This is a genomic window from Catenuloplanes niger, assembly GCF_031458255.1.
In the GTDB taxonomy this organism is placed as follows: Bacteria; Actinomycetota; Actinomycetes; order Mycobacteriales; family Micromonosporaceae; genus Catenuloplanes; species Catenuloplanes niger.
Map to the genome: position 1 here is coordinate 4,605,230 of NZ_JAVDYC010000001.1, position 14,948 is coordinate 4,620,177.

The 14,948-nt window shown below is 70.9% G+C and carries 15 protein-coding genes; 7 read left to right on the forward strand and 8 right to left on the reverse strand.

Translation table 11 applies throughout. The features are described 5' to 3' along the window. A complete protein-coding gene (locus tag J2S44_RS20380) occupies positions 1–549 on the forward strand; it encodes a hypothetical protein (protein WP_310416303.1) in 549 nt (182 codons plus the stop codon). Position 550: 1 nt separating this feature from the next. Here the strand turns inward: J2S44_RS20380 and J2S44_RS20385 are convergent, their stop codons facing one another. The 7 genes from J2S44_RS20385 to J2S44_RS20415 form a co-directional block, all read right to left on the reverse strand. Beyond that, positions 551–1,156, reverse strand: a complete 606-nt coding sequence (locus J2S44_RS20385) for a hypothetical protein (RefSeq protein WP_310416306.1) — start codon at positions 1,154–1,156, stop codon at positions 551–553. Beyond that, positions 1,153–2,259, reverse strand: coding sequence for a M23 family metallopeptidase (locus J2S44_RS20390; protein ID WP_445343972.1), 1,107 nt, complete (start codon positions 2,257–2,259; stop codon positions 1,153–1,155). The genes J2S44_RS20385 and J2S44_RS20390 overlap by 4 nt, the downstream gene beginning before the upstream one ends. A gap of 94 nt (positions 2,260–2,353) precedes the next feature. Next, on the reverse strand, positions 2,354–2,911 hold the full coding sequence (locus tag J2S44_RS20395; protein WP_310416312.1) for a hypothetical protein: 558 nt from the start codon (positions 2,909–2,911) through the stop codon (positions 2,354–2,356). 7 nt (positions 2,912–2,918) lie between these two features. Beyond that, complete coding sequence (locus tag J2S44_RS20400) at positions 2,919–4,877, reverse strand: phosphatidylglycerol lysyltransferase domain-containing protein (RefSeq protein ID WP_310416315.1); 1,959 nt, start codon at positions 4,875–4,877, stop codon at positions 2,919–2,921. A 1-nt stretch (position 4,878) separates the two neighbouring features. Then, positions 4,879–8,493, reverse strand: a complete 3,615-nt coding sequence (locus J2S44_RS20405) for an ATP-binding protein (protein WP_374727874.1) — start codon at positions 8,491–8,493, stop codon at positions 4,879–4,881. A 58-nt stretch (positions 8,494–8,551) separates the two neighbouring features. After that, positions 8,552–8,914 carry a hypothetical protein gene (locus J2S44_RS20410; protein ID WP_307242447.1) on the reverse strand — a complete coding sequence of 121 codons (363 nt, stop codon included), beginning with the start codon at positions 8,912–8,914 and terminating at the stop codon, positions 8,552–8,554. A gap of 15 nt (positions 8,915–8,929) precedes the next feature. Continuing rightward, entirely contained in the window at positions 8,930–9,229 is a 300-nt protein-coding gene (locus J2S44_RS20415) for a hypothetical protein (protein ID WP_310416318.1), read from the reverse strand. 399 nt (positions 9,230–9,628) lie between these two features. Between J2S44_RS20415 and folP the strand changes: the two genes are divergently transcribed. The 6 genes from folP to J2S44_RS20445 all read left to right on the forward strand — a co-directional run bounded on the left by folP (position 9,629) and on the right by J2S44_RS20445 (position 13,801). After that, on the forward strand, positions 9,629–10,597 hold the full coding sequence (gene folP, locus J2S44_RS20420; protein WP_374727875.1) for a dihydropteroate synthase: 969 nt from the start codon (positions 9,629–9,631) through the stop codon (positions 10,595–10,597). Further along, positions 10,594–10,956 carry a dihydroneopterin aldolase gene (folB, locus tag J2S44_RS20425; RefSeq protein ID WP_310416320.1) on the forward strand — a complete coding sequence of 121 codons (363 nt, stop codon included), beginning with the start codon at positions 10,594–10,596 and terminating at the stop codon, positions 10,954–10,956. Before folP ends, folB begins: the two co-directional genes overlap by 4 nt. Next, positions 10,953–11,474 carry a 2-amino-4-hydroxy-6-hydroxymethyldihydropteridine diphosphokinase gene (folK, locus tag J2S44_RS20430; RefSeq protein ID WP_310416323.1) on the forward strand — a complete coding sequence of 174 codons (522 nt, stop codon included), beginning with the start codon at positions 10,953–10,955 and terminating at the stop codon, positions 11,472–11,474. The genes folB and folK overlap by 4 nt, the downstream gene beginning before the upstream one ends. Before the next feature lie 53 nt (positions 11,475–11,527). Then, on the forward strand, positions 11,528–11,998 hold the full coding sequence (locus J2S44_RS20435) for a DUF3180 domain-containing protein (RefSeq protein WP_310429800.1): 471 nt from the start codon (positions 11,528–11,530) through the stop codon (positions 11,996–11,998). A gap of 164 nt (positions 11,999–12,162) precedes the next feature. After that, the gene (locus J2S44_RS20440) at positions 12,163–13,437 is read left to right on the forward strand and encodes an ABC transporter permease (RefSeq protein ID WP_310416326.1); all 1,275 of its coding nucleotides are present in this window, start codon (positions 12,163–12,165) and stop codon (positions 13,435–13,437) included. Positions 13,438–13,471: 34 nt separating this feature from the next. After that, a complete protein-coding gene (locus tag J2S44_RS20445; RefSeq protein ID WP_310416329.1) occupies positions 13,472–13,801 on the forward strand; it encodes a hypothetical protein in 330 nt (109 codons plus the stop codon). 166 nt (positions 13,802–13,967) lie between these two features. Here J2S44_RS20445 and J2S44_RS20450 read toward each other — a convergent pair whose 3' ends face one another. Beyond that, complete coding sequence (locus J2S44_RS20450; protein WP_310416332.1) at positions 13,968–14,933, reverse strand: ABC transporter ATP-binding protein; 966 nt, start codon at positions 14,931–14,933, stop codon at positions 13,968–13,970. Positions 14,934–14,948: the final 15 nt, after the last annotated feature.

Genomic DNA, 14,948 nt, shown 5'->3' on the forward strand with positions numbered 1-14,948 from the left:
GTGGAGCAGAGCCAGCCGGACGAGCCGAACCCGCCGCCTCGGCAGGAACCAGGCGCCCCAGAAACGCCCCCGAGCGCGAAGCCGGTCAAACGGCGGCGCTCGTGGAAGACGGTGGTGCTGGTCATCGCATCGGTTCTAGGCGTTCTCTGTTCCGGCACGGTGGGCTATGGCCTGTGGTGGTACAACCAGGAAACCAAGCCCGACCGCAGCGCGCCAGACGTAGTTGTCGACAATTATCTCCGAGCTCTTCTTGTCGAAAATAATCCCGTACAAAGATCATTTTATGAGTGTTCTGACAGGCGAGGACTTGCTGCGATCGAGGCACTGCGAAGCGACATAGTAGAGCGCGAGGAGAAATTCGGAACTGATTTTCAAGTAACCTGGGGAAGCATTAAGGAGTCGGGGACAGGATCGGATCGGCAGGCAACGGTCGATATACGCCTTTCTGCGATAGTGGATGGTTTTCCTCAAAGCGACATCCAGTCCTGGCAACTGGATGTTCGTGATCAAGACGAATGGCGTGTATGCGGCGCACGCCGACTGGACTGATTCATTCGAGCCAAGCGAGATGGACCGGGACTTCCATGGTTTTGGGCAGTTGGCCGGTCCAGGTCCAGCGATACCAGTCAAGTTCGGCGGCGACGCGAAGGCAGATGTCGCCCTCGGCATTGCTGTAGAGATCGGTGACGGCCCGCAGGTCTCGCCGTTCCACCCCGTCGACCATCTGCACCACCCGCCGTCCCAGCAGGTTCGGCGAGTCGATCACCGGCACCGGATCCCGGCGCGCCGGAGCGTCCAGCGAGATGAGCCGGGACAGCACGTCGCGGGGCCCGTCAGTCGCCGGGGTCGAGCCGATCGTCTCGATCCAGACCCGTTCCTGCGGCACCAACGGCGCGAAGACCTCGATCTGTTCCGCCTCGGCCCGGTACCACTCCTGCTCCTGCATGATCGGTACGTAGGTCCGGCTGCCCTGCACCACCCGCTCGTCCGCGCGCAGGTCGGTGCGCCAGCCCAGTCCGGGCAGGCCGGTCATCACCCGCCGCCCGCGCAGCTCGCCACCGGCGGTGGCGGGCACCGGCACGATCGCCCGCGGTGGCCGCGGCGCCCAGTCGGGTTGCCCGGCGAACGGATCCTCCGGCAGCGGCTCGCGGCTCACTGGCCACCGTCCAGCGACGCGCCCTGGTCCTTCATGAACGACACCGGATTGACCGCGCCGGACGACGAGCGGTCGTTGTTGACGTGCACCTCGAAGTGCAGGTGCGGGCCGGACGAGTTGCCGCTGGACCCGACCCGCCCGATGACCTGGCCGGCGTTGACCACGTCGCCCACCTTCGCGGACGGTCGTTCGACCATGTGGCAGTACCGGGTCATCAGGTTGCCGGCGTGCTGGACCTCGACGAACCAGCCGCAGCCGAGCTTGCCCGGGTACCCGTCCACGTTGCAACTGCGACCGGACGCGTCGTTGTCGCAGGCCGCGATCGTGACGATGCCGCTGGACGCGGCCCAGATCGGCGCGCCCCTGCCGACGATCAGGTCGACTCCGTCGTGGTCCGGTCGCTCCGGCGTGCGGAAGCCGGACCCGACCATCGCCTTGACCGGGATCGTCCAACCGGACGCCGCGACCTCGCCGGCGGCCGCGCACCGCAGGTCCGTGCCGCTCCCGATCGCCCGGGCCGCGCCGTTCGCCAGCAGGTTGACGATCTGCGTGGCGATCGGCTCGTGCTTCGCGTACGCGTCCGGGTAAGCGCTGCGTTGCACCGCCTGCGCCGCCGCGGTGAGCGACATGTCCTCCCAGCCCGCCACGGTGATCAGTTTCTCGTAGAACTTCGTGGCCGCGTACTCCGGGTCCTGCAGTTGTTCCGGCGTGCCCCAGCCCATGCTGGGCCGCTGCTGGAAGAGGCCGAGCGAGTCGTGGTCGTTCCGGTCACCCAGGAACCCCAGGTTGGAGAGCCGGGACTCCTGCATGGCGGTGGCCACCGCGACCACCCACCCGCGGGGTGGCACGTTCATCTTCGAACCCACGTTGATGATGACCGCCGCGTTCCGCACCTGGACCTTGCCGTACGGTCCGATCGCCGGAAGGTTGCCGTCGGCGCTCACCGGGCCGCCCTCGCCGCAGCCGTACGCGCTGAGGGTCATCGTGTTGTCGTCGAGCCCGCCGAGCCCGCCGAGGAAGAACGCGCTCACCGTGCCGCCGCAGCACAGCAGCGTCAGCGTGGCCGTGAGCGCGACCGCCAGCGCGATACGCCGTATTCGCAGCCCGGGGCGGCGAGGCGCTCCTTCGTAGTCACTCACGCCCGTCTTCCCTCCGCGCCGCGTGTCCGCGCGTGGGCGCCGCACCCGCTCCGGTCGGTCATGCCCGTTCCCAGTCGACGCTGTCCACGAGCCAGCGGCCCTCCGGCGCGACCAGCGTGAGCCGAAGCGTGCCGGAGTCGACGGGCAGCGTCACGTCGACCACGCTTTCCGCGTACGACGCGACGACCGGCTCGCCGGTGATCCGGTCGGCCGGGACGCCGGCCGGGTCGACGCCGCTCAGCTTCGCGGCCAGCGACTCCGTCGCATGCGGCAGCATCCGGTCCAGCCACGCCTCCGCGGACACGTTCTGATGGTCTGTCCAGGCCGCCGCGAACGCGTACCCGACCGCTTCCGGCTTGGCACCGCCCGGGCTGGTCGACGGCGTCGGCGGCGCCAGCGAGGACACGGGACCGTCGTAGTTGTAACTCGGGTCGACCGACGGCCCGGCGGTCGTCGCCGTGCCGCCGGACACCACGGTCGGCCCGCGGTCCGTCGCGTTCCCGGAGAAGCCACGGGCGACGCCCACTATGAGCAGCACGATCGCGAACAACACGATCGCCACCCCGGCCCGGGATCGCAGCAGGCGCTTGACGATCAGGTCGAGGAACCGGCGCACCCGCGTCTCACCTCGCCTCGGCACGCACCCGCGGCGTCTGCGGCGCGGTGGTGGTCTGGCCGGTGTCCGGACGATAGATCGCGTACGACGAGGGCGCGTCGGCCACGTCCGGTTCCGTCCACTGCGCCGGCTGGCGGGTCCGCCGCGGTGTGGAGCTTCCGCCGCCCGCACCGCCGCTGCCACCACCGGCGCCCACGGCCGGCTCGGCATCGGTCACGTGCTCGGCACCGTCCGGACGGGAACGTACCTGCGGCGCGTCCGTCGTCTCCGCGCGCGGAGACGCGTGCACCGGATCCTCCAACCGCGCTTCCGGCCGTACGTTGATCTGCTCCACCGTCACGTCACGCTGCTTGATGCTCCGGCTGCCCCGATCGTCGTTCTCGTCGGCACCGATCCGCGACGCCTCACGCAGATCACGGAAGATCCGCCGCGACCACGAGTCGGCCGCCGCATTGTTCTTCCCACCCAACTGCGTGATCCGGCGGTACGGGCGCAACAGCATCCATCCCACCACGCCACAGAGAAAGACCAGCACGACCTGCAGCCAGCCGGGCAACGTGGCGGTGCTCATGATGAGGTCAACCGCAAACAGATAGATCGCAGCGCCCGTGCCGAAGATGGCAATGTTGAACACAGCCGCCACCACCGCGTTCGCAAGTCGCCGCAATCCCTCACCGGCGGGCCGCAAGAGTCCAACAGTGCCCAAGATGGGCGCCGCGATGACAGCCCAGCGGAAGATGAGGAAGCCGAGCAGAACCAGGATCGCCGCCGTGATGTCGAATAGTGCAAACAGGGTGGCCGCTAGCATTGCAATGAAGCCGGCCCCGATGCGCTCCATTCCCTTCTTTCCCTGAAGATATTCGTATGCCTCAGGGTTTTCGGTTTTGATCTGTTCGGCGATTTTCATCCACTGGCGCTTTTTGGCTTCAATCGTCGCGTCGCGTGTGGCTGGATTTTCGCGAATCTTCTCCGACTCTTCCCACCGGAGGGCTCGAGCGTCGTATAGTGCCTCACCATACTTCTTGGCTGTCTCGGATTCCGCTGATCCAAGAACTCCTCGGAGCCAATTCCGATAGAGCATCGCCTCGGTGACTGTATCGCTCGACCGGACTGCCGGTGGCCGCTTGTCTACGCAAGCATCGGGGTTGGGCATGGCGCACTTGTCTGGTGGAATGTCATCTTTCGCGGGGCCGATAGCGTTGTGAACAACGCCAAGAGATGTGATGAGTGTTGAGTCGGCGATATTCGCCGACTTGACCGGCCAGGCGGCTAGCGCTGTAACTCCGACCATGACGAGCAGTGCCCATCCGGCTGTTGTCATTGCGTTGCTCATGTCGGACTGCTGTGACCGCCAAAGAAGGTAGATTCCGACGATACACAGCGTCACGATCCCGAAGACGCTGAAGACCTTTTCATAAACAGCACGAGTTGCCTGGTCGACTAGCGGGTCTGCCCATCCCCACATCGTGTCCGGATCCCAGGCCCGCTCGCGAAGTGCATTCGAAGCTCCAATGATCGCGGTCGCAACCATGAACTCGCCGTTGGCGACGGTGGTCTCAAACTTGAACTCTGGCGCAACTAAGGTGGACATGCATCCACCGTCTAGGTCATATGTTGTGTAGTTGTAGCCGGCATAGCCATAATGGCTATATAGTCCGCCAGGGCCAACCTGTTTCGATGATTCTGGTCGGCTGGCAAACCACCCGGCTAAGCCGGAATCCGGTGCGTCAGAATTGGGCGCATTTAGGCATTGTGCTCTTTGTTGGCCGACATCGGCCAGGCCGTCGACGCAAGACCTGAAATCCAGCTGCCATTCTTCGGTAGTGCAGAGATCGGCTGCAGCTAGCGCCGTTGCGGGTCTAGGCGAAGCTTCCGCTGGGGAGGTGAAGGGCCAGCTGATTGTTCCCATGGCCAGCACCAGCAGTGCGAGCAGCACTGAGCTGATTCGGCCGGCGGTCTGCCTCATCTCAGGCCTCCACGTCGCCTGCGAGATCCAGGGCTTCGATGCCCGCCGGCGGCGCCGGGGCCGCGGTGGGGGTGGTGTCGAGGTAGTCGAGGAGGCCCTCGACGTAACCGACGTCGACGCGGACCTTCTGGACCCGGCCGTCGACGTCGCGCATGATGAACTCGCGGAAGCCGAGCCGCGTCGACGATGAGCTGTCCACGTTCGACAGGGAGGCCAGCGTCGCCTCGTAGCCGTCGTTGACCGGGACCCGGAGGAGCCGGAGCGCTTCCGACGCGATTTCCTGGTCCTCGGCGATGCGGCCGACGAAGACGGTGGAGACCAAGTTCTGCACGTCGAGGCCGAGGATGTCGCGTGGGTTCTGCGAGGCCACCAGCGCGGCCAGGTTCCACTTGCGCGAGTCCCGAGCCAAGCGGACCAGGAACGAGCGGCCGGACCGCCACCCCTCCATGAAGTGCGCCTCGTCGAGGCCGACCAGTTTCCGGGTGGTCATCGACCCGCCGTAGCTGCGCCGGACCGCGAGCCGGTGTGCGGTGTGCAGCATCGGCAGCGCCAGCGACTCCTCCGCCGACCAGTACTCGCGTTCGATCTTCAGGTCCGGCAGCCGCAGCCCGGCCATGGTGATCACGGTGAGCGCGGCGTCGGCGCCGAGGGCGTCCGGTGGCGGTGAGCCGAAGAAGAGCAGCGCCAGCGGCATCTCGGCGGTGTCGAGGAGCAGGTTGGCCAGCTCCTTGCCGTCGTCGTTGTCCAGCTGGGCGAGCGTCTGCACCACGTCGTCGAGCGTGGAGGTCTCCTCGGCGGGGACCTGGCGGACCGCGTGCCGCAGCAGCGTGGCGGTGGAGGCCTGGCGTGCGACCTGCGGCGGGACCAGCATCGAGCAGATGTCCTGGACCAGCATGCGGCGCTCGGCCCGGGCGTTGGAGACCGCGATCTCGAATTCCCGGTCGCCGGCGGCACCGGGCGCGAACTCGGTCCGTTTCGGCGTCGGGATCAGCGCGTACGGCGCGAGCGTGCCCTGCTCCGAACCGGTCAGGTTCAGCACCCGGGAGTAGGGCCGCAGTTCCGGCATCGCGCAGAGCCGGGCCAGCGGGCCGGACGGGTCGAGCAGCGTGACCTGCACGCCGCGCCGGGCGGCGAGGTAGCCGAGCGAGCCCATCAGCGTGGACTTGCCACCGCCGGGCTCGGCGACGAAGACCGCGAGACCGGAGCGTTCCCGGATCTCCATCGGGAAGTGCAGGTCGAGGAAGACCGGCCGGCGGCAGGTGCCGGCGGTGCGCCCGATCAGGTCGCCGCGCCGGTCACCGACCGTGGACGCGGCCTGCGGCAGCGCGGCGGCGAGCAGCCGGACCGGCATGCGCCGGACGTATCCGGTGTTCGCGATCGGCTCGCCGGGGATGAACTCGCGGGCCAGCCAGTCCTGGTTCTTCGGGTGTTGCAGCGAGATCCGCAGCTCCCGGGAGTACATCTGGATCAGGCGCCGGGCCCGCTCCAGGCACTCCTCCCGGGTGCGGCCGCTGACCGCGATGCGGTGCCAGCCGTGCGCCCGGGCGGACTCGACCGGCAGGCCGGTGGTCATCTCGTCGCCGATGTGCAGCGCCCGCTTGGCGAGGCGCTCCAGCTCCGGCGGCGCGTCGATGCCGTGCTCGGCGTAGTCGAGCTGCTGGGACCGGATCATCCGCAGCCGGTGCTCGAGGTTGCGGAACGAGTCGTTCGGGCCGAGGATGTCGATCCGCGAGGAGAGCTCCATCGGCCAGGGCAGCCGCTCGTGGAAGTGCATCCACGGCTCGTGCCGCTCCGGGATCTCCAGCGGCTCCATCCGGCCGACGGAGAGCACGGCGACGTGCCGCTCCTCGCCGGTCATCCGGTTGACCAGCTTCACGGTCGAGCCGTACGGCGTGCGGTAACGCTCGATCTGCTCGGTGAGCGCGAGCATGTCGCCGCGCTCCCACTTCCCGTTGGTGATCGGGGAGAGCGGGCCGGGCGGCGACATGCCGAGCGCGATCGACCGGTAGAGCAGCCATTCCAGCTCGCCGGGCGTGACCTGCCGGCCGCGCATGCCGAACGCGTTGAGCACCTCGTCGAACTGCTCGACGGTGCGGCCGAGCTTCTTGCGCTCGCCCTCGGCGACGCCGCGGCCGAACATCCGCAGGATCCGCTCGCTGAGCGAGTCGCCGAGCGAGCGCCGGGCGAACGTGACGCCCAGGTAGGTCTGGCCCTCGGAGTGGTTGACCGACATCAGGTGCCGTTGCGCCGCGACCAGGTGGTCGGACCAGGAGGTGCCGCCGGGCACGTCCGGGAGCGGGCGCAGCGTGTTCGTGTCGACCGTGCGCGCCCACTCGTCGGCCGGGAACGGCCGGTTGGTCCGCCGCAGGTGCAGCCGGAAGCCGGCCAGACCCGCGTACTGCTCGGAGATCGCGGAGAGCAACGCCTCGCGTTCCGCGTCCGGCCGGAACGCCCACCGCACCTCGGGCAGCCAGTACCACGCGGTCACCGTGTTCGGCGTGAACGTGAGGTGCCCGGCGATCTCGGTGATCGCCAGCTCGACGGCGGGGTCGCGGTCGTTGAACTTCTTCGGCGCGCGCGGCGGGATGACCAGCTGCTGCTGCTTCTTCTCCTTGGCCGGCTTGCGCGCGGGCCGCCGGTCGCCCTGCCGGACGGCCGGCAGGTTGCGCGCTTCGCGCGGCGCCGGGTCCAGTTCCACGGCCGGCTTCAGTTCCGTGCCGGGCGGCGAAGCCGCCTCAAGACCGTTCTCTGCCGGTACGGATAGCCGTTGCCCGGCCTCGGCGGAGGTGCCCGGCCCGGACGTTTCGAGGTGGGTGCCGGGGGCCGGCGGCGCGGGCCGCGACGGTCGCCCGAAGGCGCCCCCACGGCCGGCGGGTGGCCGCCCGCCGCCACCGGTCTGCCGCTCGCGCGCGGGCGGCGGAGCGGACGTGGTCGCGGCGGCCCGGCGGTCGCGGGTCTGCCACCGGCCGGCCGGGTGCTCCGGCGCGGCGGCCGGCCTGCCGTTTCCCGGCCGTGCGGACGCGCTGGGCGACGCCACCCCGGCCGTCTCCGGCTGCGTGCCCGGCGCCGGCGGTGCGATCGACGCCGGCTGCCCGGCCGCGGGCTGCTGCCCGATCGAGGGCGCCGGCGCGGCGAGCGGTGGCGGCGCGGCGGCCGACGGCTGCGCGGTGGGCGGCGGCTGGGTGGTACGGGGCGGCTGCGAAGTGCGCGGCGGCTGCGCGGCGATCGGCGGCTGCGCGCCCTGCGCGACCGGGGCCGGCGGCTGCGGGACCGGCGACGCGGCTCCCGGTGCGGGCCGGGCCGGCGAGCCCGGTGCCGGCCGGGCCGGCTGCGCGGCCGGTACGTGCGTGGTGGCGTCGTTCGGCGTACCCCCGAAGAGGTCGAGGAACGGTGAGTCGATGTCTGCGTTGTCGCCGCCGCGGGCCATGGTGGGCCGGCCTCTCACGGGCTGGGGCGCTTGGAAGCGCGCAACGGACCCGTGCCCGGGGTTCGTGACGAAGTCGGGCTCGGCGGCAAGATCGGGCGCATCGTAGCCGTGCTGATGCGTACCGTTACCGATATTGCCGTTCTGATCTGCGGCCGGGCGCGCGGAGCCCGGCTGAGACGACCGCGTCATGCGCTCGCCCCGCCCGAGGGCGTGCGTCGCAGGCCGGGGACCGGACTGAGGGTGAACGTCATACCAGCTCCTCCCGAACGCGGATGCGAGCGGCGACCAGACGGGGATCCCGCTGTTCGACGGCCGGCTCGCGGGTGCGGCGCCAGTCGGTCAGCGCGGTGCGGATGACGGCCCGGGCGGGCCGGTCCGGGTCGACGTACCGGAAGATGAACGACGTGGAGACCATGGCGAGCGCGATCTCCCAGGCGGGGAACGCCTCGACCTCGAACGTCACCAGCCAGTGCAGGAACATGAAGAACGGCACCAGGAGTATGAAGACGCCGTACTGCGCATAGGGCAGGTGGATCGGGAGCGTGTAGCCCGGCGGGCCGAGGTAGACAAGCCTCGCCCGGTAGATGTCGTCGTCTGTCCGCAGTCTCATGCTCTGCCCCGCGGCCTACTGGAACATCAGGTCGATCAGGGACTCGCCCACGAAGAACAGCGTCGCCGCACCCGCGATGAACCCCAGGCCGACGAGGGCGATGGCGGAGCTGGTGAGCACCTTCGAGATCTCGCCCTTGCTGGCCCGGCTGATGAAGACGATGCCGAGCCCGGCGAGCAGGATCGGCGCGATCTTGCTGGCGATGAAGCCGACGATGCCGTCCGTGTTGATGCCGGGTTCGGCCGGCTCGGCGGCGATGGACGAGGCGCTGGCGAGCGCGTCGAGCGTATGCGTGACGAGCTCTATGGTGATCATTGGAGAACCTCCCCGGTCCGCGGCCGGCGTGGTGTGCCGCGGCACAGCAGTTGTCAATCCTTGCGAGAACGCGGGGCGGTCAGCGAGGGCCGTCCGCTCAACGTTTCATGTCGCCCCTGCGGGTGACCTGGGCGTTTTAAGTATCTTGCCCCGACTCCTCAAGATTCGACGTCTGAATGCTGCGCAATTGCAAAGCGTACGGCTCGTCCCTGTCCCGAACAAGCTTCCCGGTCCGTTACCCGTGGTGCGCACGTGATTGAACGTGAGTCACGGCTACCGTACACGTGTTCGAAGAAAATCCGGACAAGATCCAACTTTCCGCCCGGTACGGCGCGGCCCGATGGTATGACGGAACCGGGCCCGCCGGAGGCCTGTTCACCCGCTCGCTACCGTCTACCTGTGACTGATCTGCGCACCCTCCCGGGCCCGGTCGTGATGGGGATCCTCAACGTCACGCCGGACTCGTTCTCCGACGGCGGGCGGTACGCGAACCGGGACGCCGCGGTCGCGCACGGCGTCGCGATGCGCGCGGACGGCGCGGCCCTGGTCGACGTGGGCGGCGAGTCGACCCGTCCGGGCGCGGGCCGGGTGGACGCGGACGAGGAGTCCCGCCGCGTGCTGCCGGTGATCCGCGACCTCGCCGCGGCCGGCGTGCGCGTCACCATCGACACCACCCGCGCGTCCGTGGCCGCGGCCGCGATCGAGGCCGGCGCGGTCGCGGTCAACGACGTCTCCGGCGGGCTCGCGGATCCGCAGATGGCCAAGGTGGTCGCGGCTGCGGGCGTACCGTGGATCCTGATGCACTGGCGTGGGCACTCGCAGCGGATGCAGCAGCTCGCCGTCTACGAGGACGTGGTCGCGGAGGTGCGCGACGAGCTGTCCCGCCGGGTGGACGAGGCGCTGGCCGCGGGCGTCGCGGCGGAGAACGTGATCGTCGACCCCGGGCTCGGCTTCGCGAAGGGCGCGGCGCACAACTGGGAGCTGACCCGTCACCTCGGCACACTGCTCTCCCTGGGTTTCCCGCTGCTCTTCGGCGCCAGCCGCAAGTCCTACCTGGGCAGCCTGCTGGCCGATGCGGACGGCACGCCGCGCCCGGCCGGCGAGCAGCGCGACGCGGCCACGGTGGCGACCAGCGTGCTCGCGGTCGCGGCCGGTGCCTGGGGCGTCCGCGTCCACCAGGTCCGGGACACCGCCGACGCGCTCGCGGTCTGGCGGGCCGCCGGCGCTCCACGAGCGGTCTGGCCGGCCACCGACACGTCCGAGGCGGCCCGGCCACCCGCCGGCGGGCCGGGAGCGGTTCGGCCGGACGACGGCGGGCCGGGAGCGGTCCGGCCGGACGACGGCGCGCCGGGAACGGAGGAGGCATGACCGACCGGATCACGCTGCGCGGGCTGCGGGTACGCGGCCACCACGGCGTCTACGACTTCGAGCGGGCCGAGGGCCAGGACTTCCTGATCGACGTGGAGCTGGAGCTGGACCTGGCCCGCGCGGCCGCCTCCGACGACGTGACGGACACCGTGCACTACGGCGAACTGGCCGAGCGGCTCGTCGCGATCACGGCGGGCGAGCCGGTGAACCTGATCGAGACGCTCGCCGACCGGCTGGCCGCCGCGTGCCTGGCGGACGACCGGGTAGCGGCCGCGACGGTCACCGTGCACAAGCCGCAGGCCCCGATCCCGCACGAGTTCGCGGACGTCGCGGTGACGCTGCGCCGGAGCCGTCCATGACCCGCGCGCTGCTGTCGATCGGTGGCAACCTCGGCGACCGCGAGCGGCACCTGCGGGACGCCGTGGCCGGGCTGGGTGACACGGTGCTGGTGGTGTCCGGCGTGTACGAGACGCCGCCGTGGGGCGACCCGGACCAGCCGTCCTACCTGAACGCGGCCGTGATGGTCGCGGCGGCGGACCACGGCCCGCGCGACTGGCTGGAGACCGCGTGGCGGCTGGAGGCCGAGGCCGGCCGGGCCCGCGACCCGGAGCGCCGGTTCGGCCCGCGCACGCTGGACGTGGACGTGATCGCGGTCTGGGGCGACGACGGCACGCCGGTCCTGCGCGACGACGCGGAGTTGACGCTGCCGCATCCGCGCGCGCACCTGCGCGCGTTCGTGCTGCGCCCATGGATCGACATCGACCCGTTCGGGGTCCTGCCCGGTCACGGCACGTTGGACGTGCTGCTGCGGGAGGGCCCGGCGGCCGCCGATGCCGGAGGAATCGAGCCGCGGCCGAACATCAAGCTAGAGTTCTAAAGGTGAGCGAGCGCAGCGAGCAGGCCCCCAACCCGGCGCCCCCGCCGCCGACGATGGGCCCGACTCGGGCCTCCACCCTCCTGGTCGCCGCGCTGGCGGCGGCCGCGGTCGGGTGGTTGCTGATCAGTGGTCTCTACTACGGCGAGCACGGCGTCTCTGTTCCGTGGCTGCCGACCGTCACGATCGCCGCGCTGGCCGTCCTCGAGGCGTACCTGGCGTACAACACGCGCTCCCGGATCGAGCGCCGGCCCGGGCAGGAACCGGTCGAGCCGCTGGCCGTGGCGCGGTTCGCGGTGCTGGCCAAGGCGTCCTCGGCGGCCGGTGCGATCTACGCGGGCTTCTCCGGCGCGATGCTGGTCTGGCTGCTGATCGAGACGACCCGCGCGGCGGAGGAGGACCGGCCGTCCGCGGCCGGTGGCCTGATCGCCTCGATCGCGCTGATCGCGGCCGCGCTCTGGCTGGAGCGGGCCTGCCGGGTGCCGGACCGGGACGACGACGCATCCGGATCCGGTCGAAAGCCGTGACATCAAAGCCGTGAAATTCCGTGTTGCGGCCGGTTGAACAGTCGCAGGGGTGACGGCCGCGCCGCCGCGCGGGTACGGTGCGTCCGAACGGCTCCGCCGCGGCGTGGCCGACGCGACAACGCAGGCACGGGCGCGGTGCCGCGTCACCACAGGAGGCGCGCGAGATGGCGTACGACGAGCCGGCCTACCGGCGGCGTGACGGCGAGACCGACTCCACGGCGAGGGTGACGGGCGGCTACGGGCAGCCGGAGACCGGTTACCGGCCCGAGGGCAGTCACCGCCGCGACGAGCAGTACCCGCCGCAGTACGCCGCCACGGCCGAGACGCGCGTCCCGGAGCACGCGGAGGCGCCGCGCGTCTCGCTCGGCGACGCGTTCGACGACCCGAGCCACGGCGAGGTCGGCCGCGACCGGATGGCCGTCCATTTCCTCTGGGAGTTCGTGCTGCTGGTGGCCGGCGCCGGCCTCGCCTACCTGCTCTACGCCGGCCAGCCGGACGCGGTGACCGGTGCCGGGCTGGACACGCTGCTGGTGCAGGGCGCCACGCTCGGTCTGCTCGCGCTCGGCGCCGGCGCCACGCTGCGCACCGCCGCGCCGAACCTGGCGATCGGCCCGGTCGCGGTCGCGTCCGCGCTGCACTTCGCGGAGAACGGCGACGGCGGCGTGCTCCAGGCGGCCGGCGTGGCGCTGGTCATCGGTCTGGTCGGCGGCCTGATCCTGGCGCTGGTGGTGGTCGGCTTCCACGTGCCGGGCTGGGCCGCGAGCCTGGCCGCCGCGCTCGGCGTGATCGTCTACATCCAGCTGCGGCCCGGCCCGGTGGCCGTGCAGGGCGACTACGACCCGACCAGGCACGCGGTCTACCTGTTCGGTGGCTTCGCGGCGCTGGCGGTCATCGGCGGGCTGCTCGGCCTGATCAAGAACGTGCGGCGGACCGTGGGCCGGTTCCGGCCGGTCGGCGACCCGGCGGACCGGCGCGGCGTGGGTGGCGCGGTGGTGACCACCCTCGCGATCGTGTTCTCCACCGTCCTCGCGGTGGGGGCGGGCGTGCTGCTGGCCGCGGGCAGCCCCGATCCGGTCGTACCGTCGGTGGGTCTGGAATGGACCGGCCTGGCGCTCGGCGCGGCGCTGGTCGGCGGCACCTCGGCGTTCGGCCGGCGCGGTGGCGTCCTCGGCACGCTGCTCGCGGTCGTCGTGCTCACCCTGTTCCTGCGCTACCAGGACCTGGAGAGCTGGGACATCTCCACCTACGCCACGGCCGCGGTGGCGGTCGGCGGCGGTCTGGTGGTGACGCGCCTGGTGGAGACGTTCGGCCGGCCCGCGCCGGCGCCGGACACCCAGTGGACCGAGCCACCGGCCGCGACGACCTGGCAGGCCCCGCCGGCGGAGCCGAACCCGGCTCCGCGCACCGACCCGTGGGACAGTTCCCGCTGGGGATCCTGAGCCGCGCCTCCCCGATCCGGTTAGGCTCGCTGGCATGACCGGAGCATCTGCCGAGACCGGGGCGGGCGTCAGCGCGAACCACACCAGGTTCGCCGAACTCGACGCACTGCCGACCGAGGAACTGCGCCAGCGAGCGTTCGCGCTCGCCCGCGAGAAGCACGATCTGAAGTTCTTCTGGTCGATCGTCGAGCACCTGCCGCACGCGGACGACGCCGCGGAGCGGGACGACGGTCTCAGCTCGATCGGCCCGACCGTGGATCACGCGGTGGCGCTCTGGCGCGAGTTCACCGGCCACACCTCGTACGGGGAGAACGAGCCGATCCTACGGGCCGCGTTCATCGACTACCTGCTCAAGAGCGACTAGCCGGGGCGCGGGCACCTCCGGCGGCACGGCCGGGCCCGGACATCCCGGAGCCCGGCCGCACGCCGTCGCGCCACGAGAGCAGCGCGCCACGAGAGCAGCGCGCCACGAGAACAGCGCGCCACGAGAACAGCGCGCCACGAGAACAGCGCGCCACGAGAACAGCGCGCTACGAGAACAGCCTGTCGCGGGTCAGCACGCCGACCTCGCGCCCGTCCGAGACGATCCGGACCCGGTCGGTGCCGGCGCCGAGCATCCGGGCCAGCGCGTCGTAGAGCGTGCCGCCCAGATCCGCGTCCGGCAGCCCGGTCGCCGCACCGGCCGGCTCCAGCATCTCCGCGCTGACCTTCGTGACGGACAGCCGGCGGATCGCCCGGTCGGTGCCGACGAACTCGCGGACGAAGTCCGACGCCGGCTCGCCGAGCAGCGCGGCCGGCGCCGCGAACTGCTCCAGGTGGCCGCCCTGGGAGAGCACCGCGATCCGGTCGCCGAGCCGCACCGCCTCGTCCAGGTCGTGGGTGACCAGCACGATCGTCTTGCGCACCTCGGCCTGCAGGCGCAGGAACTCCTCCTGCAGCCGGGCCCGGACGATCGGGTCGACCGCGGAGAACGGCTCGTCCATCAGCAGCACCACCGGGTCGGCCGCGAGCGCGCGGGCCACGCCGACGCGCTGCCGCTGGCCACCGGAGAGCTCCTTGGGATAGCGGCCGCCGTAGACCGAGGGGTCCAGGCCGACCAGTTCCAGCAGCTCGTCCGACCGCGCCCGCACCCGTGCCTTCGGCCAGCCGAGCAGCGTGGGTACGGTGCCGACGTTGGTCCGGATGGTCTGGTGCGGGAACAGGCCGACGTTCTGGATGACGTAGCCGATCCGGCGCCGCAGTTGCACCGGGTCGAGCTTCGTGACGTCCTCGCCGTCGATCAGCAGCCGCCCGCCGGTCGGCTCGATCAACCGGTTGATCATCCGCAGTACGGTCGACTTGCCGCACCCCGACGGGCCGATCAGCACCGCCAGCTCGCCGGCCCCGATCTCCAGGTCGAGCGAGCGCACCGCCTTCGTACCGTCGTCGAAGGTCTTGCTGACCTGGTCGAGCGTGATGGTGGCGGCCTTCTGCCCGCCGTCCACGGTAGGTTCCACGTATGTCCTCTCGGC